Source organism: Mucilaginibacter celer, assembly GCF_003576455.2.
Lineage (GTDB): Bacteria > Bacteroidota > Bacteroidia > Sphingobacteriales > Sphingobacteriaceae > Mucilaginibacter > Mucilaginibacter celer.
Genome location: NZ_CP032869.1, coordinates 5,622,505 through 5,647,863, shown reverse-complemented (window position 1 = coordinate 5,647,863; position 25,359 = coordinate 5,622,505). Strand labels below are relative to the sequence as shown.

General features: G+C 45.3%; 22 protein-coding genes. 8 read left to right on the top strand and 14 right to left on the bottom strand.

The genetic code is table 11. The features are described 5' to 3' along the window. Positions 1 to 140: 140 nt before the first annotated feature. From HYN43_RS23265 to flxA, 11 genes are all read right to left on the bottom strand, one after another. A complete protein-coding gene (locus tag HYN43_RS23265; protein ID WP_119406309.1) occupies positions 141 to 773 on the bottom strand; it encodes a hypothetical protein in 633 nt (210 codons plus the stop codon). A gap of 23 nt (positions 774 to 796) precedes the next feature. Beyond that, a complete protein-coding gene (locus HYN43_RS23260) occupies positions 797 to 2,077 on the bottom strand; it encodes an NAD(P)/FAD-dependent oxidoreductase (RefSeq protein ID WP_119406308.1) in 1,281 nt (426 codons plus the stop codon). Positions 2,078 to 2,081: 4 nt separating this feature from the next. Further along, complete coding sequence (locus HYN43_RS23255; RefSeq protein WP_119406307.1) at positions 2,082 to 3,218, bottom strand: beta-ketoacyl synthase N-terminal-like domain-containing protein; 1,137 nt, start codon at positions 3,216 to 3,218, stop codon at positions 2,082 to 2,084. A gap of 9 nt (positions 3,219 to 3,227) precedes the next feature. Then, positions 3,228 to 3,653 carry an acyl-CoA thioesterase gene (locus HYN43_RS23250; RefSeq protein WP_205589812.1) on the bottom strand — a complete coding sequence of 142 codons (426 nt, stop codon included), beginning with the start codon at positions 3,651 to 3,653 and terminating at the stop codon, positions 3,228 to 3,230. A gap of 11 nt (positions 3,654 to 3,664) precedes the next feature. After that, on the bottom strand, positions 3,665 to 4,309 hold the full coding sequence (locus HYN43_RS23245) for a hypothetical protein (protein ID WP_119406306.1): 645 nt from the start codon (positions 4,307 to 4,309) through the stop codon (positions 3,665 to 3,667). Between the two features lie 8 nt (positions 4,310 to 4,317). Continuing rightward, positions 4,318 to 4,740, bottom strand: a complete 423-nt coding sequence (locus HYN43_RS23240; protein ID WP_205589811.1) for a hotdog family protein — start codon at positions 4,738 to 4,740, stop codon at positions 4,318 to 4,320. Positions 4,741 to 4,743: 3 nt separating this feature from the next. Next, a complete protein-coding gene (locus tag HYN43_RS23235) occupies positions 4,744 to 5,622 on the bottom strand; it encodes a lysophospholipid acyltransferase family protein (RefSeq protein WP_119406305.1) in 879 nt (292 codons plus the stop codon). Beyond that, positions 5,622 to 5,879 carry a phosphopantetheine-binding protein gene (locus HYN43_RS23230; RefSeq protein ID WP_119406304.1) on the bottom strand — a complete coding sequence of 86 codons (258 nt, stop codon included), beginning with the start codon at positions 5,877 to 5,879 and terminating at the stop codon, positions 5,622 to 5,624. Before HYN43_RS23230 ends, HYN43_RS23235 begins: the two co-directional genes overlap by 1 nt. A gap of 11 nt (positions 5,880 to 5,890) precedes the next feature. Then, positions 5,891 to 7,111: a beta-ketoacyl-[acyl-carrier-protein] synthase family protein gene (locus HYN43_RS23225; RefSeq protein ID WP_119406303.1), complete on the bottom strand. Its 1,221-nt coding sequence runs from the start codon at positions 7,109 to 7,111 to the stop codon at positions 5,891 to 5,893. Between the two features lie 319 nt (positions 7,112 to 7,430). Further along, on the bottom strand, positions 7,431 to 8,159 hold the full coding sequence (flxB, locus tag HYN43_RS23220) for a flexirubin biosynthesis SDR family reductase FlxB (RefSeq protein WP_119406302.1): 729 nt from the start codon (positions 8,157 to 8,159) through the stop codon (positions 7,431 to 7,433). 33 nt (positions 8,160 to 8,192) lie between these two features. Further along, positions 8,193 to 9,731, bottom strand: a complete 1,539-nt coding sequence (gene flxA, locus HYN43_RS23215; RefSeq protein ID WP_119406301.1) for a flexirubin biosynthesis tyrosine ammonia-lyase FlxA — start codon at positions 9,729 to 9,731, stop codon at positions 8,193 to 8,195. 166 nt (positions 9,732 to 9,897) lie between these two features. Here flxA and HYN43_RS23210 point away from each other — a divergent pair, with 166 nt between their 5' ends. The 8 genes from HYN43_RS23210 (at position 9,898) to HYN43_RS23175 (ending at position 21,949) form a co-directional block, all read left to right on the top strand. Next, complete coding sequence (locus HYN43_RS23210; protein ID WP_119406300.1) at positions 9,898 to 10,323, top strand: hypothetical protein; 426 nt, start codon at positions 9,898 to 9,900, stop codon at positions 10,321 to 10,323. Positions 10,324 to 10,746: 423 nt separating this feature from the next. Next, positions 10,747 to 11,943, top strand: coding sequence for a DUF2062 domain-containing protein (locus HYN43_RS23205; protein ID WP_119406299.1), 1,197 nt, complete (start codon positions 10,747 to 10,749; stop codon positions 11,941 to 11,943). A gap of 3 nt (positions 11,944 to 11,946) precedes the next feature. Continuing rightward, positions 11,947 to 15,801, top strand: coding sequence for a trifunctional MMPL family transporter/lysophospholipid acyltransferase/class I SAM-dependent methyltransferase (locus HYN43_RS23200; RefSeq protein WP_119406298.1), 3,855 nt, complete (start codon positions 11,947 to 11,949; stop codon positions 15,799 to 15,801). Continuing rightward, the gene (locus HYN43_RS23195; RefSeq protein ID WP_119406297.1) at positions 15,802 to 17,316 is read left to right on the top strand and encodes a phytoene desaturase family protein; all 1,515 of its coding nucleotides are present in this window, start codon (positions 15,802 to 15,804) and stop codon (positions 17,314 to 17,316) included. Beyond that, positions 17,309 to 18,991, top strand: coding sequence for a C45 family autoproteolytic acyltransferase/hydrolase (locus tag HYN43_RS23190; protein WP_119406296.1), 1,683 nt, complete (start codon positions 17,309 to 17,311; stop codon positions 18,989 to 18,991). The genes HYN43_RS23195 and HYN43_RS23190 overlap by 8 nt, the downstream gene beginning before the upstream one ends. Continuing rightward, a complete protein-coding gene (gene acpS, locus HYN43_RS23185) occupies positions 18,988 to 19,365 on the top strand; it encodes a holo-ACP synthase (protein WP_119406295.1) in 378 nt (125 codons plus the stop codon). Before HYN43_RS23190 ends, acpS begins: the two co-directional genes overlap by 4 nt. Then, the gene (flxY, locus tag HYN43_RS23180) at positions 19,362 to 20,663 is read left to right on the top strand and encodes a flexirubin biosynthesis putative acyl-CoA ligase FlxY (protein WP_245446993.1); all 1,302 of its coding nucleotides are present in this window, start codon (positions 19,362 to 19,364) and stop codon (positions 20,661 to 20,663) included. The genes acpS and flxY overlap by 4 nt, the downstream gene beginning before the upstream one ends. Positions 20,664 to 20,686: 23 nt before the next feature. Continuing rightward, positions 20,687 to 21,949, top strand: a complete 1,263-nt coding sequence (locus tag HYN43_RS23175; protein WP_119406294.1) for a cation:proton antiporter — start codon at positions 20,687 to 20,689, stop codon at positions 21,947 to 21,949. Here the strand turns inward: HYN43_RS23175 and HYN43_RS23170 are convergent. The 3 genes from HYN43_RS23170 to HYN43_RS23160 form a co-directional block, all read right to left on the bottom strand. Further along, a complete protein-coding gene (locus tag HYN43_RS23170) occupies positions 21,942 to 22,418 on the bottom strand; it encodes a hypothetical protein (RefSeq protein WP_119406293.1) in 477 nt (158 codons plus the stop codon). The two genes, HYN43_RS23175 and HYN43_RS23170, sit on opposite strands and share 8 nt — an antisense overlap. Before the next feature lie 142 nt (positions 22,419 to 22,560). Beyond that, positions 22,561 to 23,637: a phosphatidylinositol-specific phospholipase C1-like protein gene (locus tag HYN43_RS23165; RefSeq protein WP_119406292.1), complete on the bottom strand. Its 1,077-nt coding sequence runs from the start codon at positions 23,635 to 23,637 to the stop codon at positions 22,561 to 22,563. 79 nt (positions 23,638 to 23,716) lie between these two features. Further along, complete coding sequence (locus tag HYN43_RS23160; protein ID WP_119406291.1) at positions 23,717 to 25,333, bottom strand: RagB/SusD family nutrient uptake outer membrane protein; 1,617 nt, start codon at positions 25,331 to 25,333, stop codon at positions 23,717 to 23,719. Positions 25,334 to 25,359 lie beyond the last annotated feature (26 nt).

Here is a 25,359-nt window from a genome sequence, read left to right as displayed (position 1 = left end):
TATTTCTATTTAGCCAACTATTACTTCATTGCCGTTGGCTTTAGCCAACGGAATAATGAATTTGAACACGAGGGGCTTTAGCCCAAGTCCCCCTCGAATGGCGTATTTGGGCTAAAGCCCGGAATGGGCCCCCTTAACAGTTACCGTTGGTTAAAACCAACGGCAATGAATTTCTCTTCAATGCTTGCTGCATCGAAAAGTATTGAATTTTCTTTTTTGTGCTTTTCCACCAAAAACAAAACAGCTTTGTAATCGGTCGAGGTCATTTCAACCCAACCACAAATACAAGCTTGCATTTGTCCTGTTTCCAATAAAAGGGAAACATAGCGAGCGATAAAATCAGCATCAAACCGTTCAAAAATATAAAATGCGTTTTCGCCTTTAAAATGATGACGGATGCAGATCTCGCCGATAACAATATTAGGCAGCGTGTACACAAACAGCGCCGGGCTTGCTATGTCCTTTGTCGATTCAAAATACCGTTTATCCGCATCGAGGCTCGAACCGGCATTGGTTAACACCACGCCGATATCCGTAGGTTGATATTTAGTTTTATCAAAATCTTTCAGCAACACGTCGGCGGCAAGCCAGCCCAGTTTGGCCAGGTTGTCCATTTTATAAAACTTAGGATATTTTACCCCAAGGTGCTGGTAAACCGAAAGCAAAAAAGAGGCAATATCATTATCGGCAGCAGCAAACACCACTTCGTTATTATAACGAACGGTGTTTTGATTGATACTGCAATGGGATGATATGTAAAACTGCGGGTTCAATTAATGCTGCGTTTTGTAAATGATTATAATTTGCTTTCGGCCTCAAGCGTTCCGCTTTCTGCTCCAAATTCAACCATATCCCTCAGGGTAATAGTGCGGGCCAGTTTGTGCAGAGCTGTTTCATGATTTTTAACATAAGGATTATCCAGATCCCAAACATAACCTGCCAGTACCGAGCAAATCTGGCTTTTAACAAGCGGGTCCTGATTGTTAGAAAAGAATATGGTATCCAGCACACCCTCATACCACGACGTAACATACGAACGGAATGTGTCTACCCCCTGCATCATATGTTGCATATATTCTGTATCCCAATCTACCGCCTCGCCATTCAGTTTGCGGATAACCAGTTTGGCGGCTGTCTGGCTCGATACGGTTGCCAGCATTACCCCCGATGAAAATATCGGATCTAAAAACTCGGTTACGTTGCCAGTAAGCACAAAACCATCACCATAAAACTTATCGGTAGTAGCCGACCACGACTCTAAAGTTTTAGGAGCAAATGCGAACTCTACATCCTCAAACCGCTCGGCAAAATAAGGCTGCGAAGCGATCAGGCCGCGTAAAATTTCTTCATCCGTACCCTCGTATTGCTTAAAAAACTCCGGGTTGCCCACAAAACCCAGCGAGGTAATGCCATTGGCAAAAGGAATAATCCAGATCCAAACGCCGGGCTGGTGCACCACAATGGTAATACGGTTTGGCTCATCGGCCATCGAACGTTTTTTATCAACTGTGTGCACAAACAAGGCCTTGCGTGGAACCTGAGTAGATGGCCTGTCGAGATTGAATAGTTTAGGGATCACACGGCCGTAACCGCTGCCATCAATAATAAAGCGGGCCGCAATCTCGGTTTGCTTGCCATCTTTATCCTCTACGGTAGTAACCGAATCCTGGCCGTTGAAAACGATGTTGGTAACGGAAGTCTCGTAATGCACAGGCACACCCATTTGCCCAACCGTATCGGCAAGGGTTTTATCAAAATCGGCACGGGGCACCTGCCAGGTCCAGTTATAGCCGGGGGTAAACTGATCGGCAAACTGGTAATCGCAAATTTCACCGTCTTTTACAAACTTGGCACCTGCTTTTTGCTGAAAGCCTTTTTCGGTTACGGCATCTATAAAACCGGCTTCGGCAAGCGCTTCCATACAGCGTGGCAGCAAGCTTTCACCAATTACAAAGCGGGGGAAAAGCTGTTTCTCTACAATTTTTACTTTGAAGCCTGCGTGGTGTACAATGGATGCGGCTACCGTTCCGGCCGGGCCGGCACCTATTACCAGTACGTCTACCTGTTCTGTGTTCATATTATTATATTTCCTTTTGTGATTTGGTTAGGATGATAGCCGCGTTACAGCCCCCAAAGCCCGAGGCTATTTTGAGGCAGTTGTTAAGCGGTTTTGATATAGGTTGGCTGCAAACATTTACCGGGTTATCATCGCCCTGTTTGTTGAAGCCTTGGGTTGGAATAATTATATTTTGTTTTAATGATTGTGCCGAGATAATGGCCTCTATCAGGCCCGAAGCGCCTAAAGTATGCCCGTAAAAACCTTTAAGGCTATTCAGCGGCGTATGCTGCAGACCGGCCAGCGTTACTGCTTTGGCTTCCATCTCATCGTTATAAACGGTTGCTGTGCCATGGGCGGATATAAAATCAATATCCTCCGGTTTCAATCCGCCCGCATCTATCGCTTTGTTAATGGCATAATATAACTCTTCGCCGGCACGTGATGGACCTGAAATATGATTAGCATCATTACTAATTGTACCCGAAACTAATTCAATAGCCTCATCTTCTGTTTTTATTTCCGATAGAATAACTGTTGCCGCACCTTCGCCTAAATTAATGCCATCCCTGTCAACATCAAATGGCTTACACAAAGCCGGACTAACAGCCTGAAACGATTGAAAACCCGAAAGCACAAATTTTGAGATCACATCGGCCCCGGCAACTACCGCATGGTCATACTGGCCGGATTGGATTAACCTCATTCCGGTAATCATGGCGGCTAAACCTGAAATACAGGCATGTGAAATAACTATAGGCTCGTTTACAAAACCAAAATGCCGGGCTATTTTTTTTGCCGAGGTATGCAGCGCTATCCGTACATCCAGTTCGGGGCCAGGTGTTTCGGTTTCCAGCAGGCTGATATTGCCTTTGGTGGTAGAAATGATCAGGACGGTGTTTTTGCCCGCGATATTTTTATCTACTCCAAACAGGGTTTCAGTTAATGAAGCAATGATGAGATGCTCGAACTTCGTCCAGCGTTCATCGGTTTGAAAATATCCTTTTTCAAATAGCGCTGCAAAAAAGGGATCATCGGACAAGGTTTCGTTATCATGTTGCCTCACGCCCGTAACGCCGTTAACCAGGTGCTCAAAATTTTGAGCAGTGGTGGCGCCCAGCGGCGAGGTAATATTATCAGCAACAAGGTAAACCTTCTTCATCACGCTCCTTTATATCAAACCTTGTTGCTGTTTCCAATCCATAAAAAAATCCGGATTGGTAAGTTGCAGTTCAAAATTATCGCGGCGCACAAATACCTGTACGGTCGAGCCTTTTACTATCAGTTCGCCGGTTTGGGCATTGAGCAGGCGATAGGTAAAATTAATCTTTGCCGATTCGGTAGGTGTGTAGGTGGTTTCGATAATCACCCTGTCTTCGTACTTCAAAAACCGTTTATAATCGCAATTAACGTTAACAATAGGCACAACATAGCCCGCGTTATATACATCCATATAACCCAGGCCATATTGTTTGCCGAAAGCTTCGCGGCCATCTTCAAAATAGCGGATGTAGTTGCCATGCCAAACCACGCCCAGCATATCCACATCACTGAATTTAACTTCTATTTCGATAGTATTTGTTAACGATTGCTGCAAAACGCCCGGGCTTAGTATTTTTTAAACAAATCGAAATCAGAACCAAAATCATCCAGAATTACAGGCCATGGATGTGCCCAGTAATTTCTGAAACCAAACCCGCGGCTGTTGCCTGTGCGGAAAACGGTGTATAATACAGTCTTTTTATCCATATCAACAAAGGTGATCCAGGCACCGCCCTGCGCACGGCCTTTGTCCATCCCTTCAACAATCAATAACATACCGATCCCTTTATTGCCTAAAAAATCGTAGTTTTTGATAAGGGCTTCTATGTCTTTTTCGGTTAGTGTTTTAAAATGACCGGGATCTGAATCAAAAAAGTTTTTAGTGATGGCACTGTTTACTTTTTCGGTTACATTCATGGCAAAATGAACGGTATCGCGGTGCACCGCCCTTGCCGGGTTATATTTTTTAGGCTCTTTTAAAAAGAAATTTTCCCACATAGGGATGTACTTGCCAACAAACTCGGCGTTGATCACTTCTTTTCTGTATGCCTCTTCCGAGCCAATAAATTTCATTTGCGAAAAATCAAGACCTAACCAGGTAATCGGCGTTTTTTTATCAAATACCTCGGCTTTGGTTTGGGCAGATGCCGGTTTTATAAACAAGCCTGATAATGCTATGAGTAAACTTAGTTTAATTGCGGTTTTTTTCATGGTTGATATTATTGTGGTTGAATAAATATTTTCATTTCGCATTGGGCTAACGTGTCGCCCTTGCAGGTTATTTTTCCTTTAATGATGGTTACATCAAAAACCTGGTTCTCTATTTTAACTTCAGTTTCGATGGTATCGCCAACTTTTGGGAGGGCAAACACCCCCAGGTTTTTTATCGCACCTATAAAGCCCGGTTGCACGGGTTTATTTAATTGCCGGGCCGCATATCCCGCACCTGCCGCAGCTGTTTGGGCGATGTTTTCGGTAAGCCCGGCTTCGCTTAGTTCGCCATCGTTTACCAATACATTACCGGGCAATACCAGCAGTGTGGTGCGCGTGGTATCTTCGGATGCCGATACCAGGGTATCAACCATTACAAATGGCGATCGCTGGGGTATTAAAGCCAAAACATCGGTTGTTGGTAAGGTCATTGCTTATTGCCAAAAATTATAGTAGTTGTACCATTGTTCGGGGTACGTTTTTACTTTGTTTTCAAAACCGGTTATAAAATCAGTTGTGAGCTGCTGCATAGCTTCGCCTTTGGGCAGGTCCGAATAATCTTTTACCGGGCTCGAAAAAAAGTGATAATGCAGTGCACTTTCCTTGAGGGCGTAAACAAAAGCTACCGGTACTTTAAATTTTTCGGCCATTACAAAGGGGCCAGCCGGGAATTTCGCCTCCTCACCTAAAAACTCCCTGGTTATGGTTTTATTGCCCTCAATAAACCTATCGGCATGCATACAAACCAGCTCGTTATTTTGAAAGGCCGCGTTGATCTGGAAAATATGCGACAGATCGTTTTTGATCACAATGATGTTTATTTTCCGCTCGCCGGTTACCGAGTCCATGTACTGCTTAATTTGCTTGTCCTCACCATCAAACATTACTATATTAATGCGGCTTTTGATATGGTCGAGGATTTCGCCGGCTATTTCCCAGCTGCCAATGTGCGCGCTGAGCAGTAATCCGCCGCGGTTCATGGCTGCTATGGCCTGCAGGTTTTCACGCCCGTCAAAATTAAAGGTGAACTTGTTAGGGATGCCCGACATGATCACCACCTTATCGATTATACTTTGCCCAAACAGGTAGTAGTTGCTATAAAGCTTAAACAGAGATTTTACCTTACCAAAACCGAGCCGCTTATGGAAATAATAGTACGTGCCTTTGGATGTTTGCCACGAAAACAGGAAGTAGTAAAGTGCCACAAACCTCAGCATAAAATAAGCCGGCTTAACGCCTGCCGTTTTTAAAACACTAACAAAAATGCGGTAACCAAGGGTTGTGCCTTTTGATTTTCCCTGCCAGGCGGGCATTATACAAGCTCCTTAGGTTGTACGCGCGATAATACGTAATCGTAAAAATCCTGGAAGGTAACGATGCCTGTAAAATCTTCGGGCTTTACCTTGAACGCGAAATTGCTTTCAATTACTACTACGAGGTCGATATAATCAAGGCTATCCAGATCAAGGGTTTCTTTCAGATTTGCTGTGGGTACCATTTTTTCTGCATCCACCTCAAATTCCTCGGCCAGGAAGCTGTTAATTCTTTCAATAATCTCTTCAATTTGCATAATGGCTGGGTTTAAATATATTTTTTAATAATCAGGGACGAGTTGGTGCCGCCAAACCCAAACGAGTTTGACAGGAATACATCTATATTTTTTTCGACGGTTTCGGTAGCTATATTAAGCTTAGCCGAATCCTCATCGGGGTTTTCGAAATTAATGTTAGGTGCCACGAACGAATTTTGCATCATCAGCATCGAATACACAATTTCGCTTGCTCCGGCCATCCAGCACTCGTGGCCTGTCATGGATTTGGTTGAGCTTACCAGCGGTTTGTACTCGCCAAAAACTTCATCAATCGCTTTAGCCTCGCTGGCATCACCGGCAGGGGTTGATGTAGCGTGGGCATTGATATAATCAATTTCGGATGCCGGCATATTGGCATCTTTCAATGCCATATTTAATGAACGTACCGGGCCTTCAACCGTTGGGTTTGAGATATGGGCGCCGTTTGATGAAAAGCCATAACCTACAACCTCGCCTAAAATGGTAGCACCTCTTTTTAGTGCCGAATCCAGGCTTTCCAATATCACGGTAGCCGCGCCGCCACTGGGTACTAATCCGTCGCGGTCACGATCAAAAGGCCGTGAAGCTTTGGCCGGATCGGCCTCATGTACTGAAAACGCCGAAAGGGCATCAAAGCTCCCCATCGAATAATGGCTCAACTCCTGCGCTCCTCCGCAGATAATGCAATCCTGCATCCCGGCTTTGATGAGGTGGTAGCCCATCCCGATAGAATGCGAACCGCTGGCACATGCCGCGCTAATGGTAAAATTAACCCCACGCAGTTTAAATATAGTAGCCAGGTTCATGGTAACGGTAGAGTTCATGGTTTGAAAAACCGCTCCCGAACCGATGAGCATGGTGTCTTTTTTTTCGCGAATGATATCGGTGGTTTCAATCACGGCCTTGGCTGTGCTGTCATTACCGTATAAAATGCCTACATCGGTTTTGGCGATGTAATCAGCATCTATTCCGGCCTGCTGCAAAGCTTCGGCGGTGGCTATGTAGGCGTATTCGCCCTGTTCGGGCAGCATAATGCGGGCCCGGCGGTCAAGCGTACCTTTAAGGTTGGGTTTTTCTACCGCGCCGGTGAGGCCCGAGCGGTAACCGAAATCTTTACGGATGGGATCATAAACAATACCAGACCGACCCGCGTAAAGGGACTCTTTAACCTCTTCAAGATTTTTCCCAATACACGAATAGATACCCATCCCTGTTATCACAACCCTATTCATATCCGAGCAAAAACTTGTAGTACATAGTCAACAAAATGCAATAAAAATACAAAAAAATAAAACTTTATACGTTTTTGTATGTATCGCGTTACTTCGGGTTCAAATATCGGCCAATAAGATATTGCTATCCTAATGGCTGATGGTTAAGTTTATATTAAGAGTTAATTGCTCTTTTGTTTGTTACTTGTAATTTAAAAATGCCGTCGCTCGGCTCCAGCCGAGTGACCGTTATTTTCAGGCCTCCGGCCTGCGGTGCTTCGTCGGCCAGAGGCCGTTTGATAGTTGCCACCCGGCTGGAGCCGGGCGGCGGCGGTTGCTTTTATGAATACAACCCGCCATTTATCGAAAGCACCTCTGCAGTGATATAAGCCGCCTCCGCTGATGCTAAAAATCCAACCGCATGTGCAACCTCTTCGGGCGTACCAAATCTTTTCAGCGGCACCATCGCTTTCAACTCCTTTTCATCCAATCCCGCCGTCATATCGGTAGCGATAAAGCCCGGCGCCACGGCATTCACAGTTACTCCCCGGCGGCCAACTTCCTGCGCCAGGGCTTTGGTAGCACCAATCACGCCAGCTTTGGCGGCCGAGTAATTCACTTGTCCCGGTAAACCTTTCAATCCCGACAGCGAAACCACGTTTACAATGCGGCCGTATTTTTTTACCAACATGCCGTTAAGCACCAGGCGGGTAACGTAGAAAAATCCGTTGAGGCTGGTGTTTAGCACACCATCCCATTGCTCGTCCTTCATCCACATCATCAGGCCATCATCCTTAATGCCGGCGTTGTTTATTAAAACTTCAATGTACTTTTCGGTATTGGTTTCAATCCAGCTACCTAATTTTTGCTGGATGTCGTTTTTGTCGGCCACATCAAATTGCAGCAACTCACCATCGCCTCCATTTTCCTTGATTTGGGCGAGGGTATTGTTGGCCTCCTCAACGTTGCCTTTATAGTTTACCAGCACGTAATAACCCATGGCTGCCATTTTATAGCAAATGGCCCTGCCAATCCCTCTCGAACCTCCGGTTACTAATGCACATTTCATAAGATATATCGGGTATTAAAAGGTTTAATAGATTCAGGAAATAAGTTCGGCGTTTTCCAGCCAGTTTTTAACGTTTTGCAGATCAGGATATTTAGGCTGATCCTCTACAAATTTGGGGAATATCGCCCTTAAATCTGTATAAATTTTATGGGTTTGAGTAGATAGTTTATCAGCGCAGTCAAGATGATCAACGGCCTGCAGCAAGGTCATGGCCTGGATAGCCAGCACCTCGAAACTGTTATCGATCACTTTTTTGGTTAACAACGCCGCGTTACAGCCCATGCTTACAATATCCTGGTTATCATTGTTGTTCGGGATGCTGTGTACGTACATCGGGTACGAAAGGGTTTGGTTTTCGGCAACGGTTGAAGTAGCAGTAAACTGCATACCCTGCATGCCGAAATTAAAACCAAGTACGCCTAAGTTCAGAAACGGTGGAAATTTCTGGTTTAGCTTATCATTCAGCAAATAATTCAATTGCCTTTCGAATAGCATTGACAGGCGGGTAACGGCTATCTTAAGCTTATCCATCTCCAACGACACATAATCTCCATGAAAATTGCCACCGTGGAAAATATTATGGTTTTCATGGTCGATAACCGGGTTGTCATTTGCCGAGTTCAGCTCATCAACAACCACATGCTCGGCATGGGCAATGGTATCATAAACCGGTCCGAGGATCTGCGTGACGCAGCGTAGGGAATAGTACTCCTGCACTTTATCCTCAAAAACTTCCTGATCGATATTTTCGGGATTATATAAATGCTCCGAACGGCTGCGCGTCATTTGGCTGTCTTTCAAAATCTCCCGCAGCTGTGCCGCAACCGCGTTTTGGCCGGTATGATGTTTTACCCTGTTCAACTCCTGCGAGTAATGATCGTCAAAAGCGCCCACAACCTCATTGATCATGGCCGATAGCCTAATCGACCAGCCCAGCAGTTTTTTAGCGCGAACGATATTCAACAGCCCGATACCCGTCATGGCCGAAGTGCCGTTGATAATGGCCAGGCCTTCGCGAATATGGATCTGTAGCGGTTTAATATTCAGTTTTTCAAAAACAACAGCGGCTGGTTGTACCTCGCCATTGTAAATTACCTCGCCCTCGCCAATTAAAACAAGGCCAAGGTGGGCGAGCTGCACCAAATCGCCGCTGGCACCTACGCCGCCATGTTCAAATATGCAGGGCGTAACGTTTTTGTTGATAAGTTCGGTAAGCAGGCTCACCAGTTCGGGGTGCACGCCCGAGTGGGCCTGCATAAAGCTGTTTAACCGGGCGAGCATCAGCGCTTTCACCAGTTGGGGCTGCATTAAATTGCCTCCGCCAGAGGCATGGCTGCGAATAAGGTTATACTGTAATTGCAACCGGTTTTCATCGCTCACCTTATACTGCGCCATAGGGCCAAAGCCGGTATTGATACCATAAATCAATTTATTGGCCGAAAAGCCATCCAGAAAATTAAAGCTGGCTTCCACGTTTTTCAACGCCCGTTCATCCGGAACAATAGTGCTGTTATTAAAAATTACCTGGTAAAAATCATCCAGCGTTAGGGCCTTCCCTCCAACCTGTAGCATCGGCGCAATTGTTTTATTTAATAAGGTTTGATTATTCGTCTCCACAAAATCAGCGCGAAAATAAGGTAAATGTTTGGATTTCGGAACGATGGTGTATTCATGTATGTCAAAGTAGTTAAACAGCCATCATTTTAATTATGGCGAACTCGCCATAATTAAAAAGTAAATGCTTGAATTTGAAAACAAGATTGCAACTGCTTGCCCTGAGACAAGCGGCAATTATCTAACGGACTCAAGTGATGAAGATTGTAGGAAAAGCAAAGAAACAATATCAATCCATATAACGAAAAGCCTACTCATAGCAGCTCCCGTCAGCAGGAAAGCTTCGGGCGAAAGCGGGCAGAACGATGGTGGACTTGAGCGTGGGAAGGGGCATCGCTACTTTTTGCAGAAGCGTGGGGCACGAGCGAACGCAGTGGGGCAAAATTTAGCAGCCCGTGGTTCTGCCTGGTTTGCAGGGAAGGAAAGGGGTAGGGATGCGCGCAGGCCAGTGCGACAAAGAAGCCTTCCTGGTGACTTGATTTTTGGTTCTTTTTATCAAGAAAAAGAACAAAGCCAACCCGCGGCGATTGAGCGGGCCAATGTATGTTAAATAACAGAATGCTCGTTTTGAATGCTCTCGCCAGCATACGAGTAACTCCCCGAGCAAACGGCTTTCGTTATTCGCGATAGATGACGGACTTTGATTCAATACAACAAGCATTGGCCGCTCATTTGCCGCGGAGGCTGTTACTTTTGTCTTGACACAAAAGTAACCAAAAAGTCAAGACAGAAAAAAGCTTCAGCCCACGAGGCCATACGCCCGGCCCGCTTTTCTGTCAGCCCCACGCGCTTTTGTTATCGTCTTTGGAATATGATTTTTCTTAATTACAACACTTAATTTTAGATCAGTATATCTCCACACAAAAATTTAACGTTTAATTTAACCTTAAACAATAACTTTGCAAAACAATAAACGTAAACCCACAAAACCCCTAAAACCTGGACTGAAGCCGGTACGTGCGATTGATACAATATGACGGATAACTTACAACTTATACAGGCAAAGTTTAAACAATTACAAGTATGCGTTATTATACCCACCTATAATAACGAGGGCACACTGGCCTCCGTCATTACCGATGTATTGGCTTATACCAACCAGGTTATTGTGGTAAACGATGGTTCTTCGGATAGTACACCGGCCATCATCCAGTCATTTCCGCAGGTACAATCCGTTAGTTATACCCAAAATGTGGGCAAAGGTTGGGCTTTACGCAAAGCATTTGAATTTGCTACCGAACAAGGCTATCAATACGCCATCACCATCGATTCGGACGGGCAACATTTTGCTGCCGATTTGCCTGCTTTTATCGAAAAACTGGAGCAGGAACCGGGCGCGCTTATCATCGGTTCGCGCAATATGGAGCAGTCATCCGTGCCGGGGAAAAGCAGTTTTGGGCATAAGTTTTCTAATTTTTGGTTTTGGGTAGAAACGGGGATCAAATGCCCGGATACACAATCGGGCTACCGTTTGTATCCTATACACCTGTTAAAAAACAGCAAATTCATTACCCGTAAATACGAGTTTGAGATAGAAGTAATAGTACGCGCTGCCTGGAAAGGTATTAAGATAGATTGGGTGCCCGTAAAAGTTTACTATGCGCCGAAAGAGACCCGGATCTCGCATTTTCGCCCCTTCCAGGATTTTTCGCGCATCAGCGTGCTGAATACTTTTTTAGTGATCATCACTTTTGCATGGATCAAGCCGCGTGATTTTTTCAGAACGCTTTTTGATAAAAAAAAAGCGAAGCTGATGCTGAAAAATCTATTCTTTAACCCGGCACACTCGCCGCAGCTTAAAGCAAAATCGGTAGCGTTTGGGGTTTTTATGGGGATAGTACCCATCTGGGGTTTTCAGTTGTTGGTGGCTATTTCGCTGGCTATTATTCTGAGGTTGAACAAAGCCATTGTAATTACGGCTGCGCACATCAGTTTCCCGCCCATGATCCCGGTGATTATTTTTTTGAGTTACAAAACCGGCAGCCTTTGGATGGGGGGCAAGGATGTGGAGATACCGCTTGACAAAATCTCGCTCAAATCGATAGGCGAACACCTGGAACAATACCTTTATGGCAGTATTTCGCTGGCCATTATTGCCGGTATTACGGCAGGATTACTCACCTTTGCTTTGTTAAAGCTGTTTAAGCGGAGGCCCGTAGCCGCGTTGTAGTACATGGAAAAAATCCTAATAGGTATTTATAACTATTTCAATGCCCGCAAGCCGCTGTTTTATGTTGTGTTTGCGGCAAGCTTTCTGTTTGTTGGTTTTTTCGCTTCGCGGATAAAATTTGAGGAGGATATTTCTAAAGTACTGCCGAAGGATAAAAAGATTGAGAAACTCAACTACATTTTCCAAAATTCCAAGTTTGTTGAAAAGCTGGTGGTGATGGTTTCGTTAAAAGATACCACCAGGCAGGAACCTGATAGCCTGATAGCCTATGCCGATAATTTTACCGCAACCGTTCAGCAGAAGCTACCAGGATACATCGGCAAAATAAACGCTAAGGTTGATGATGGGTTGGTAATGCAGCTTTTCAGTACTATTAATAAAAATCTGCCTATTTATCTTAGCGAACGAGACTACAAGGATATTGACACGCTCATCCATCCGGATAAAGTAAAAGAAACCCTCGCCCGCGATCTGCGTACGCTTACCTCACCGGCCGGCCTCGCCCTTAAAAGCATGATCAGCGCCGACCCGGTTGGCATCTCCTACCTCGGCCTCAAAAAACTACAGCAGCTGCAATACGACGAAAACTTTGAACTGTACGACAGCTATGTGATGACCAAAAATCACAAAAACCTGCTGCTCTTCATTACACCAAAATACTCACCCAATAACACCGGCGAGAATGCTGTTATGCTGAAAGGTATCGACAGTATCATAGATAGCCTGCAAGCTAAACATTTCAAAACCATCAATTGCAGCTATTTCGGTACCACGGCGGTATCGGTAGGTAACGCCCTGCAGTTACGCCGCGATTCGATGTTTACGCAGGGTATTACGGTGGTATTCCTGATCGTTTTTCTTGGATTTTATTTCAGGAAGAAGCGCGCACCTGTAGTGATTTTGGTGCCGGTGCTATTTGGGGCACTGTTTTCATTGGCGGTGGTTTATTTTGTAAAGGGCAGCATTTCGGTTATCGCTTTGGGTACAGGTTCTGTGGTGCTGGGCATCGCGGTAAATTATTCATTGCATGTTTTTAATCACTACCGCCACACCCGCAGTATTGAACAGGTGATCCGTGACTTGGCTATGCCGCTCACCGTGGGCAGCTTTACTACCATCGGCGGTTTTTTCTGTTTGGAGTTTGTTGAATCGGAAATGCTGAAGGATCTGGGCCTGTTTGCCGCTTTCAGCTTGATCGGCGCCTCTTTTTGCTCGCTCATTTTCCTGCCGCATTTCATCGCATCACAAAAAGAACAGGATGAGCATATCGCCAAATTATCATGGATTGATAAGCTCTCGGCCTACAACCCCGAGTACAATAAATTCATTATTACCGGCATTGTTATACTAACAGTAGTATTCAGCTACACCGCCCGCAACGTGAGCTTTGAAACGGACATGACCCGCATGAATTTCATGACCGATAAACTCAAAGCCTCCGAAGCCAAACTGAATGCCATCAATAAATACGCCCTGCAATCGGTTTATTTATTGGTCGAAGGCAAAACGCTTGATGGGGCTCTCCGCACCAACGAAAAGCTCTCGGCGCAAATAGAGCAGCTGAAAGAAAAGAACATCGTTAAAAAATACTCGGGCGTATCATCTCTCATTATTTCCGATTCATTACAGCAGGCCCGTATTACCCGATGGAATAACTACTGGACACCCGCAAAAAAACAACAGCTGATAGCTGTGCTGCTTAAAGAAGGTGCAGCTTTAGGTTTTAAGCCTTCGGCCTTTGATCATTTTAAACAGCTCATCAATAAAGATTTTCGACCTGTTGGGCAGGATGAAATGGCCGGTATCCGCACAAGCTTATTGGACGATTATATCACCGAGCGACCGGGCCGGGCAGGTGTGATCACCCTGGTTAAAATATCCCCGGAAGATAAAACCAAACTGTACAACTTGTTTGATGATATGCCGAATGTTACGGTTGTTGATAAACAATACCTTACCAATCGTTTTGTAGGCATTATCAATAATGATTTTGCCAGCATCGCCATCATGTCGTCGTTACTGGTATTTACGGTGTTGCTGCTTACTTACGGGCGCATTGAGCTTACGCTGGTATCCTTTATCCCGATGTTTATTTCCTGGATTTGGATTTTAGGTTTGATGGGGCTATTGGGTATCCAATTCAACATCGTGAACATCATTATCTCGGCCCTGATATTTGGTTTGGGCGATGACTACAGCTTGTTTATTATGGACGGGTTGCTGCAGGAATATAAAACCGGGAAGAAAAACCTGTCATCCTACAAATCATCTATTTTCCTTTCGGCCATTACTACGGTGGCCGGGTTGGGGGTGCTGATCTTTGCCAAACATCCGGCCTTGCGCTCTATCGCTTTGATCTCCATCATCGGGATTGTTTGCGTGGTGGTAATGGCGCAGATTTTAATCCCGTTTTTGTTCAATTTGCTCATCCGGAACAGGGTGCGGAAAAAGCAATTCCCCTGGACGTTGAGCGGCTTTGTGATCTCGGTTTTCGCATTCACTTATTTTGTGAGCGGTTGTTTGTTGTCAAGCTTCATCGGTTTATTCCTGATCAAGCTTAATCCTTTTAAGGGCAGGCGGAGCAAGTATGTATATCATGTCATCCTGTCAAAATTCTGCTGGTCGATGATGTACATTATGCCCAATATACGTAAGCGTGTTGTGGATAAGGATCCGTTTGAAAAACCTGCCGTGGTGATCAGTAACCATCAATCGTTTTTGGATATTCTGACGCTCGTTATGCAGCATCCTAAGCTTATCCTGTTCACCAATCATTGGGTTTGGAATTCGCCGGTGTTTGGAGCGGTTGTGAGGATGGCCGGGTATTTTCCGGTGGCCGAAGGGGTAGAACAGAACGTTCATGAGCTTGCCGAAAAGGTGAAACAAGGTTACTCGATGGTCATCTTCCCCGAAGGCAGCCGCTCGCCCGATGGCAAAATGAAGCGTTTCCATAAAGGCGCATTTTTTTTGGCAGAACAATTAGGGATGGATATCCTGCCCATTATGCTGCACGGCACAGGCTACAACATGACCAAAGGCGATTTTCTGCTAAAGAACGGCACTATCACCATCAAATACCTGCCGCGCATAAAAGCCGACGATACCTCATTTGGTATAGGTTATGCCGAACGTACTAAAAATATCAACCGTTATTTTAAACAGGAATACCAAAAGCTAAGCGACCAGATTGAGCAACCGGCCTACTTTAACGAGCAGCTATTTTATAATTACCTGTACAAAGGCCCGGTGCTGGAATGGTATATGCGTATCAAGGTCCGGTTGGAAAAAAACTACCAGGTATTTCACAATCTGCTGCCCAAACAAGGCAAAATGCTCGATTTGGGTTGCGGCTATGGTTTTATGCCTTACATGCTGCATTTTGCCGCACCGGAACGGGAGTTTACCGGGGTTGATTACGATGAGGAAAAAATAGAAGTTGCCAGCAACTGTTTCAGCAAAACGGATGATATCAATTTTGTGTATGCCGATGCCCTGCAGTTTGAAATGCAGCAATATGATGCCATCATTATGGCCGATATGCTGCACTACCTGCAACCTGATCGGCAAACGCACTTGATAGAAAAATGTATCACCGCATTAAATCCGGGCGGTAAATTGATTATCAGAGATGGTGATGCCGATCTGCAGCAAAGGCAAAAAGGCACAGCTCTTACCGAGGTTTTCTCTACCCGGATATTGGGCTTCAATAAAACCGTTGATAAAGGCCTTTCCTTTATTTCAGGGAGAGCTTTAAAAGAAATTGCCGCGGTACATGGCCTGCAGTGCAATCAAATTGACAATAGCCGATACACCTCAAATATTATTTTTGTGATGACAAAAGAAGGGAAGCCCCAATAAATGGACGATAAGTTTGATGTATTGATTGTTGGCAGCGGCATGGGCGGCCTCGTTTGTGCCGATATGCTTGGCCGCGAGGGTTACCGGGTTTGCGTTGTTGAAAAAAACAAACAGCTTGGCGGCTCGCTGCAAACTTATGTGCGGGATAGGGTGATCTTTGATTCGGGCGTGCATTACCTTGGCGGCCTGGATAAAGGGCAGAACCTGTACCAGATTTTTAAATACATCGATATTATCAATGGCCTGAAACTGGAAAAACAAAACCCGGATGCCTTTGATAAGATCATGATCGATAATGACCCGGTGGAGTATCCGCAGGCGCAGGGTTATGATAATTTCATTAAACAGTTATTGGTTTATTTCCCGGATGAAGAGCGTGCTTTGCGTGCTTATTGCGATAAGTTGAAAGAGGTTTGCGATAAGTTCCCGCTGTATAACCTCCGCTCGTCGGATGATTTTTATGAAAAGGCAGATGTGCTGGAGGTGGATACCGAAGCTTTTTTGGCATCCATCACCAATAATAGAAAACTGCAGCAAGTGTTAGCGGGTAATAACTCGCTGTACGCCGGGCAGGCCGATAAAACGCCGCTGTATGTACACGCGCTTATCCTCAACAGTTATATTGAAAGCTCCTGGAAATGTGTTGACGGTGGTTCGCAGATAGCCAAACTCATGGCCCGCAATATCCGCGACAAGGGAGGCGTTATTATCCGGAACAAAGCCGTAAAAAAACTGGTGGAGCAGGAAGGTAAAATAACATACGTCGAACTGCAAGGCGGCGAAAAGCTGTACGCCGATCATTTTATATCCAACATCCACCCGGTAAAAACACTGGAAATGACGGATTCGGCGGTGATCAAAAATGTCTACCGCAACCGGTTGAAAAGCCTGGAAAATTCGGTATCCTCCTTCACCATCAACATTGTATTTAAAAAAGACACGTTTAAATATTTCAGCCATAACGTTTACAGCTTTAAAGACGGGCAGGTATGGCACATGGCCGATTATACACAGCAAAACTGGCCCCTGGGCTATGCCGTGTTCATGACGCCATCATCAAAAAACAAGGAATATGCCGATGGTATGACCATTTTGGCCTATATGCGCTACGAGGAGGTGAAGCCATGGGAGGATACTTTCAACACTGTATCTGACGAAGCTTTTCGCGGCGAAACCTATGAGCAATTCAAAAAACGCAAAGCCGAAGTTTTATTGGATGATGTGGAACTAAAATTTCCGGGCTTACGGGAGCAAATCCACTCATACTATACAGCCACGCCGTTATCCTACCGCGATTATATTGGTAATGACGATGGCTCGCTTTATGGTATTGCCAAAGATTATAAGCACCCTTTAAAAACCTTCATCTCACCGCGTACCAAGCTGCCTAACTTGTACTTCACGGGGCAAAACCTTAATTTACATGGCATTTTAGGTGCCGCCATGAGTGGTATAGTAACCTGCTGCGCTTTGCTGGGCAATGATAACCTGATAGAAAAAATAAGAAATGCGTAACCGGAAATTCAGCTGGAAAAGATTTGGGAAAAGGCTGTTGTACACAGCGCTTGTATTTGTGGGTTTGCTGCTGATCGGTTTTATTTACCTGTATTGCGTAGCTATTGAACATCCACCCACGCCTGCCGATTTGAGCAGTTTGCAACTACAGCGCAAGCAACCCTCGCCGGGATTTTATACCATTGGCAACAACTGGTTTAGGAAAAGCAAAAGCGGCCTGTTCGAGATGTATGTAGCGGGCAAACCTTTTGAGCGCGGGGTAATTAACGGCAAACTGAGCAAAGAATTGGTAGTGAACCAGGAGGTTTATTTTACCGACCAGATAGGCAAGATCATCCCCTCAAAATCGTACCTCTCATTTCTCAAATATTTCATCGCCTGGTTTAACCGTGACCTGGCCAAAAATGTAAATGAAGAGTATAAAGAGGAGATCTATGGCATCTCCAAATCAGCTTCGGATAAATTCCAGTACATCGGCTCAAACTATCAGCGCATTTTAAATTACCATGCGGCGCATGATATTGGTCATGCTTTGCAGAGTATGGCATTGGTGGGCTGCACCTCGTTCGGTACCTGGAACGACCGCTCGGCAGATGGTACGATGATAGTAGGCCGTAACTTTGATTTTTATGTGGGCGATAACTTCGCACACGATAAAATGGTAGCTTTCTTCAACCCATCCGAAGGGCATAAATTTATGACCATTACCTGGGGCGGTTTTGTAGGCGCGGTATCCGGCATGAACGAAAAAGGCCTGAGCGTTACCATCAATGCCGATAAAACTAACATCCCATCAGGCTCGGCCACGCCGGTATCTTTAGTGGCCCGCGAGATATTGCAATACGCCCAAAACATCGATGAAGCCATCGCGATAGCCAAAAAACGCAAAATGTTTGTGTCCGAATCGTTTTTGGTGGCTTCGGCCGAGGATAACAAGGCCGTAGTGATCGAGAAAACGCCAGATACGCTGGACGTTTACGACCCGCACCAAAACTATATTTTATGCGCCAACCATTTACAAAGCAAGGGCCTGGCGCACTCGAAAGAAAACGAGGTGCAGCTAAGCAACAGCGCCTCGCCTTACCGCTACCAGCGCTTAATGGAACTGCTAAATGCCGACAGTAAAAATACTGTTCAAAAAACCGTTGATATTTTACGCGACCGCGGCGGCCTGCACGGCGAAGATATTGGCATGGGTAACGAAAAAGCATTGAACCAACTAATTGCCCACCACTCGGTAGTATTCGAGCCGCAGAAACTGTTGGTTTGGGTGTCCACCTCGCCATGGCAACTGGGCCAGTTTGTGGCTTACGATCTGAAAAAGATCTTCGCCATGAAGGGCATGCAAACCGATCATGAAGTGATAGACAGCACGCTTACCATCAAACAGGATACTTTTTTAAATACCAAGGCGTACCGCGATTTTATCACCTACCGCACCCTGAAGCAAAAAGCGTTTGATGGCGGCGAAATCAATCCGGATAGCGTGGTAGCCAGCAACCCACAGTTTTATCATGCCTACGTAATTGCCGGCGATTATTCCTTCAAGCATAACAACTACAAAAAAGCCCTCAGCTATTATAAAACGGCTTTAACCAAAGTGATAGCCACTGTAAACGAGGAAAACTATATTAAAAAACAGGTTGAAAAATGCATTAAAAAACTAAGCTCATGACAGTAGCGGGCGTAGGTATTGATATGATAGAGGTAGAGCGTGTGCAAAGCAGTATTGCCAAAGAGCAGGGCTTTCGTGAGCTGGTTTTTTCGGCTAAGGAGATAGCTTATTGCGAAAGCAAAACCAACAAGTATCAGCATTATGCCGCCCGCTTTGCCGCCAAGGAGGCTTTTTTTAAAGCCCTGGGCACTGGCTGGCTAAAGGATACTGCCTTTAACGAAATAGAGGTTAGCAACGACGAAAACGGCAAACCCTCACTCGAACCCATTGGCGAAAGTGCCGTGGTTATTAACCGCAACGGCCCGCTTAAAATTTCGGTATCATTAACTCATTTAAAAACAATGGCATCGGCCGTGGTAATTATTGAAAAGTGATCACATATCCACCTAAATCATTAGCATTTCAACCAAAACGGGAGGTTGCAAAAATACAGGAGCAAAAGCTTCAGGAACTGCTGGCGTATCTCAGCCAAAACTCTCCGTTTTATAAAGATCTTTTCGCTACAAACAATATTGATATCAACCGGATCAAAACGCTTGATGACCTGCGTTTAATCCCCACAACAACCAAAGAGGATCTGCAAAAACGCAACGATGATTTTTTATGTGTGGATAGGTGCGAGATCATCGAATACAGTTCTACATCAGGCACCCTTGGCAGCCCCGTAACCATATCCCTTACCGAAGGCGATCTGGAAAGGCTTGCCTATAACGAATACAATTCCTTCACCTGTGCCGATGGTTCGCCGGCCGACTTATACCAGTTAATGCTAACGCTCGACAGGCAGTTTATGGCGGGAATGGCTTATTATTCGGGCATCCGTAAAATTGGCGCGGGTATTATCCGTTTGGGGCCGGGCGTGCCGTCGCTGCAATGGGAAACCATTTTAAGGTTGAAGCCAACGGCCATTGTAGCCGTACCATCCTTTATTTTAAAACTGATCCAGTTTGCGCAGGAGCATAACATCGATATCAATTCGTCATCGGTAAAAAAGGCGGTTTGTATAGGCGAGAATATTCGCAACACCGATTTTAGCCTCAATATCCTCGGCAAAAAAATAACCGAGGCCTGGAATATTAAACTATACTCAACCTACGCCTCCACCGAAATGCAAACCGCTTTTACCGAATGCGGCGAAGGCCACGGCGGTCACCATCAACCCGATTTGTTGATTGTGGAGGTATTGGATGAGCATAATAACCCCGTTACTCCCGGCGAATCGGGCGAGGTTACTATTACTACCCTCGGCGTAGAGGGGATGCCCTTATTGCGTTACAAAACAGGCGATATCTGCCATTATTATGATGAGCCATGCGCCTGCGGCCGTGCCAGTATCAGGCTGTCATCCATCGTTGGCCGTAAAAAACAGATGATCAAATTTAAAGGCACCACCCTTTATCCACCCGCGCTGTTCGATTTATTGAATGGTATGGAAGAGATTAAAGATTTTGTGGCTGAGGTATATTCCAACGAAATAGGAATGGATGAAGTGCTGCTGCACCTGCTTCCCGTTAGTTATACAGATGACTGCGACAGGAAGATCCGCGCCAACTTACAGGCCAGGCTACGGGTAAGCCCGCATATCACCTATTTAAAGCACGATGAAATGCAGAAACTGCAATTTCCGGAAGCAGTTAGGAAGCCGGTTAAATTTATTGATAAGCGCAAATAAACCTTTATGTGCTAAATTGCGCTATGCATAATGCCGATATCTTTGGCCGGTTGACACAGCAATTCAATTTGCCATTTAGCAACCCGGTACTCGTTTTCTCGCTGATCCTCCTCATTATTTTGCTTGCGCCCATTATTATGGGTAAGTTTAGGTTTCCGGGTATAGTAGGGTTTATTTTGGCCGGAATAGCAATCGGTCCTCATGGTTTAAACCTGCTCACCAAGAACGCGGCAATTGAGTTATTCTCAACCATTGGCTTACTGTACATCATGTTCATTGCCGGTGTCGAGTTGGATTTAACCGAGTTTAAGCAGAAAAAGCACCGCAGCCTGATATTCGGCTTTTTTACTTTTAGCATCCCTATCCTCATCGGTTTCCCAATATGTTATTACCTGCTGGGTTATCCGCTTATTACTTCTGCGCTAACTGCCAGCATGTTTGCAACCCACACCTTAGTGGCTTATCCCATTGTTAGTAAATACGGTATAGCCAAAAATGAAGCGGTAGCAATTAGCGTTGGCGGCACCATCCTTACCGACACCGCTGTGCTTATTTTATTACCCGTAATTATGGGCGCGAAAGATGGTGGGCTGGGTTTCAACTTCTGGCTGCAACTTATGATCTCGCTATCCATATTCGCCTTCATCATGTTTGTGCTGATTCCGCCCCTGGCACGCTGGTTTTTTAGCCGTTACCAGGATAACAAAACATTGCCGTATGTATTTGTGCTGTTCATCGTGTTCCTGTCGGCTTTTCTTTCGCAACTGGGCGGGGTTGAGCCTATTATCGGTGCCTTTGTGGCCGGGCTGGCGCTGAACAAAGCGGTGCAGCAATCGCAGGCTTTAATGCACCGGATAGATTTTGTGGGTAACGCCATCTTCATCCCGTTCTTCCTCATCAGCGTAGGCATGCTGGTTGATTTGCGTGTGCTTACCCGCGGGCCGCAGGCTACCATTGTGGCTGTGAGCCTTACATTGGGCGCTTTGTTAGGCAAATGGCTGGCCGCTTTATCTACCCAAAAAATATTTAAATATTCACCAACACAGCGTACGCTTATTTTCGGGCTAAGCAGCGCGCACGCTGCCGCTACGCTGGCCATTATTTTGGTGGGTTTTAAAGCGCAGATTATCGATGATAATATTTTAAATGGCACTATTATCCTTATCCTTGTAACCTGCGTGGTGGCTTCATTCGCTACTGAACGGGCTGGCAAAAAACTGGTTAAGCAGATTGATGAACGGGAGAAAAAAACTCTTGTGGACGAAACGAGCGGTAACCTCAGTTAGTCAGGTTAGGAAAGAGCTTTACCAGGACGACAGCTAAAATCCAGATGATCGCAATAAAGGTCATCAAACGTTTTGTTCGCTTTGTTTTTAGCTGAAAGGCAACCAGGAAAGAAATAATGGAATTAAAGATAGTCATTGCTATCATTGCCACAAAAAAATGATGCAACCTGTTATCCGGCAATGTTGATTGTCTGAAAATCTGGTAACATAACTGCGTAACAAACCACATACCTGCTGCATAAAAGGTAAGACGACCAATTGTTAAATCGGCATTGGTGCGTAAAACCTCTTTTTCATAAAAAATAATGGTTGATATGGGTATAAAGGCAAAAATAATGCCTCCGGGCCGGATAGGGGTATAGGGGATAACCTCTGGTACAAAGGCCTGATCGGTTACATAAAATGCAATTAATAACCAGATCAGCTGGATCACAAAATATTTAAGTGAGATTTTTATGATAGGGTTCATTGCTAACAAAAATAATAAAAATGACATGCATCCATTTTCCCCAGGCTATTTAGGATTTTAACTTTGAACCGTATTAAACCAAAACAGGTCTTACTTTTGGCAAGACCTGTTTTGGTTTAGAATTTATGTAGACTGGCTTGTTTTACTTCCCCGAAGCAAACAACGGATCAGCCTTAAAATATGTCCCCCCATCAAAACTAATCACATAATCAGATTTAAAATGGGTGCTTTTTTTATAATAATCAGTACTGATGATCTGTGCGCCTGATTTTTGGGCTGCGATAAATGAGCTTTTATCATTAGCACGGGCTTCTTCGGTATCAGAGTCGGCGCGGGTGCGAATGATGTAGCCTTTTTTAACCAGTTTTTGAATGCGTGTAAGATCTTTCCTGGCATCGTTCATAATGTGGATAGCGGCTTCCGGGGTTCCGGGCTCGGCATCGGCAAATAACACACGACCTTTTAATGATGGGTGACCGGCAATGTAAGCGGCCCTTTTCTCACCTTTTTCATCCAAAATAAAAATGAACTTGCCTTTGGCTGCCTTAAGTGTTGGCCAATTGTTGTGCAGTACCGCGGCCTCGAGGGTTTTGTAGCTCCCACGTACATCATCGGGCGTAATTAAATATTTTTTGCCCAGGTTATCCAGGATCTCTTTATCCAGATCGGCAAAGGTTTTGGAGGTGAATTTTTCAGGAACGGTGAACTCCGGTTTTTTTGATGGCTCGTCTTTGGCATTCATGGTGATGTAGATGGGGTTATGGTCCGGATGTCCATCACTCCATTTTTTTAATTCCTGCAGGCACAATTTAAAGGTGGCGCAATTGCTCCGAAAATCAATATCCTCAATGTGAAAAACTTTAAAACCGGGATCTTTCATTACACCCTGCGTATCGAAAGCCGATTGGCCGGGCACCCAATCCAAACCTTTAGGGTGCGCGTATTTACCGCCTTTGCTATCGGCATAAACGTCAATCTCTAAAGCGTTTAAACCTAAATTAAGCTGATCGCTCAGGCTGATGTGCTCGTAATCTATCTTGCTCATGCCAACCGAATCGCGCTGCTGCAAAAATTTAAACAGTTTTGGGTTGATAGCCTGTTTGTAGCTATTGTGCGAACCAATTACCTGGAAATGGTTCATGGTTTCATCGCCGGGGTTGTTTATTAAAGCTGATGCCGAAAGTATGGCACCGGCAAGTAAGCCAACGGTAAGTTTCATTTTTAGTAGAGTTGTTTTTGGTTTAACAAAACAAAGCGCAAAAGGTAAGTCCTTTTGCGCTTTTATTAAAAAGTTACGATTAATAACCCGGGTTTTGTTTCAGGTTAGGGTTGGTTTTCAACTCGGTTGATGGAATTGGGTATAACCTGCGGCTTGGATCGGTGTTCATTTTCAGATCATCGGTTTTGCCACCCATAACCGGAAGCGGATATTCTTTCTCGAACAATCCATAACGGATCAGGTCGTTACGGCGCCATGCTTCCCATGACAGTTCGCGGGCGCGCTCGTCTAACAAGCCATCCAAATCAATCGATGAAGCGGCCTGTGCGTGGGCGCGGGTGCGCAGCTTGTTCACTAAGCTAAGCGGTGTTTGTGCGTCGCCGTTGATAGTGGTTGGCGCAGCACCGCGTAAAATAGCCTCGGCCTTCATTAAATAAACATCAGCCAAACGGAATACCGGCACATCGTTACTGTTTAAACGCGTAGCCTGGATAATGTTCACATCCGGGTAGTATTTGATTGAACGTACACCTTCCGACTGTGATGTTACCACATCATTACCCAAATCCATCGGTTTTAAACCGGTAAGTGTTAGAGTTGGGATAATGTTGATCTGCTTATCGGCATTTGGCGCAGGATAGTAAACCGGCTGATTGGTGAAACCGCCATTGCCATCAGGGTAATACTGCGGACCGGCCAGCCATGTTTTGGTACGGTCATCGCCCGGAATATTAAAGCGGTTATAAAACTCGGGCGTGGTGCTCATAGCAATACTTAAACCAACGTTAAAGCCATATGCGTTAACCAGGTAGTAGAAAAAGCCGAAACGGGTAAACTGGTTGCCCGGAATCTGCTGATCGTAAGGAACGGCAAAAATGGTTTCATTAACCTGCGGTCCGTTGGTTGGCAAAAAGATATCGCGGAATTTAGCATCCAGGAAGTAATTGGTATTAGCCTGCACGCTATCGCACATAGCAACGGTTTCCTGGTAACGGGTAGTACCGGTATACACGCCCGAGTTAAGGTACATTTTTGCAAGCAAGGCGAAAACCATGCCTTTGGTTGGGCGGCCGTATTGCGCAACATTTACTGATGCGCTGTTACTTTTTGAAGGCAATAATGGCAACACGCTTTTCAGTTCGCTTTCAATAAACTCATATACTTTGGCGCGCGGCTGGGTAGCCGGTTGTGTAGTTACCGGGAACTCGGTAATGATGGGTACGTTACCGTACAAATCCATCATAAAATACATGTAAAGGGCACGCATGGCTTTAACCTCGGCAATTGACGAGGCTTTTTTGGCAGCCGATGATGATGAACCGTTAATAACGCTCATGATCCGGTTACAGCTGTTGATACCGCCAAAACCCCATTGCCATACGCCAATTACGTTTGGATGATCAAAGGTCCAGGTGTGGTAATGTAGCTGGCGGTACTGGCCGCCGTCGTCAAAGTTACCGTCGCGGGCCGGCAAAATAGCCTCATCGGTCGACATGTCCTGCATACGCCAGTAAGGTACGGCATAGCTTGACGACAGGTTAGAATAAATTGAACCCAGCAAAGCGGTATAATCCGCATCGGTTGATGGGAAGTTTGATTGTACGTACTGCGATTCTACAGGTACGTCCAATTTTGTACATGAATAGGTGCCCACCATGGTGGCAATTGCGGCACATGCTAAAAATATCTTTTTCATCTCGTGTCTTTCTTCTGGTGTTTTGT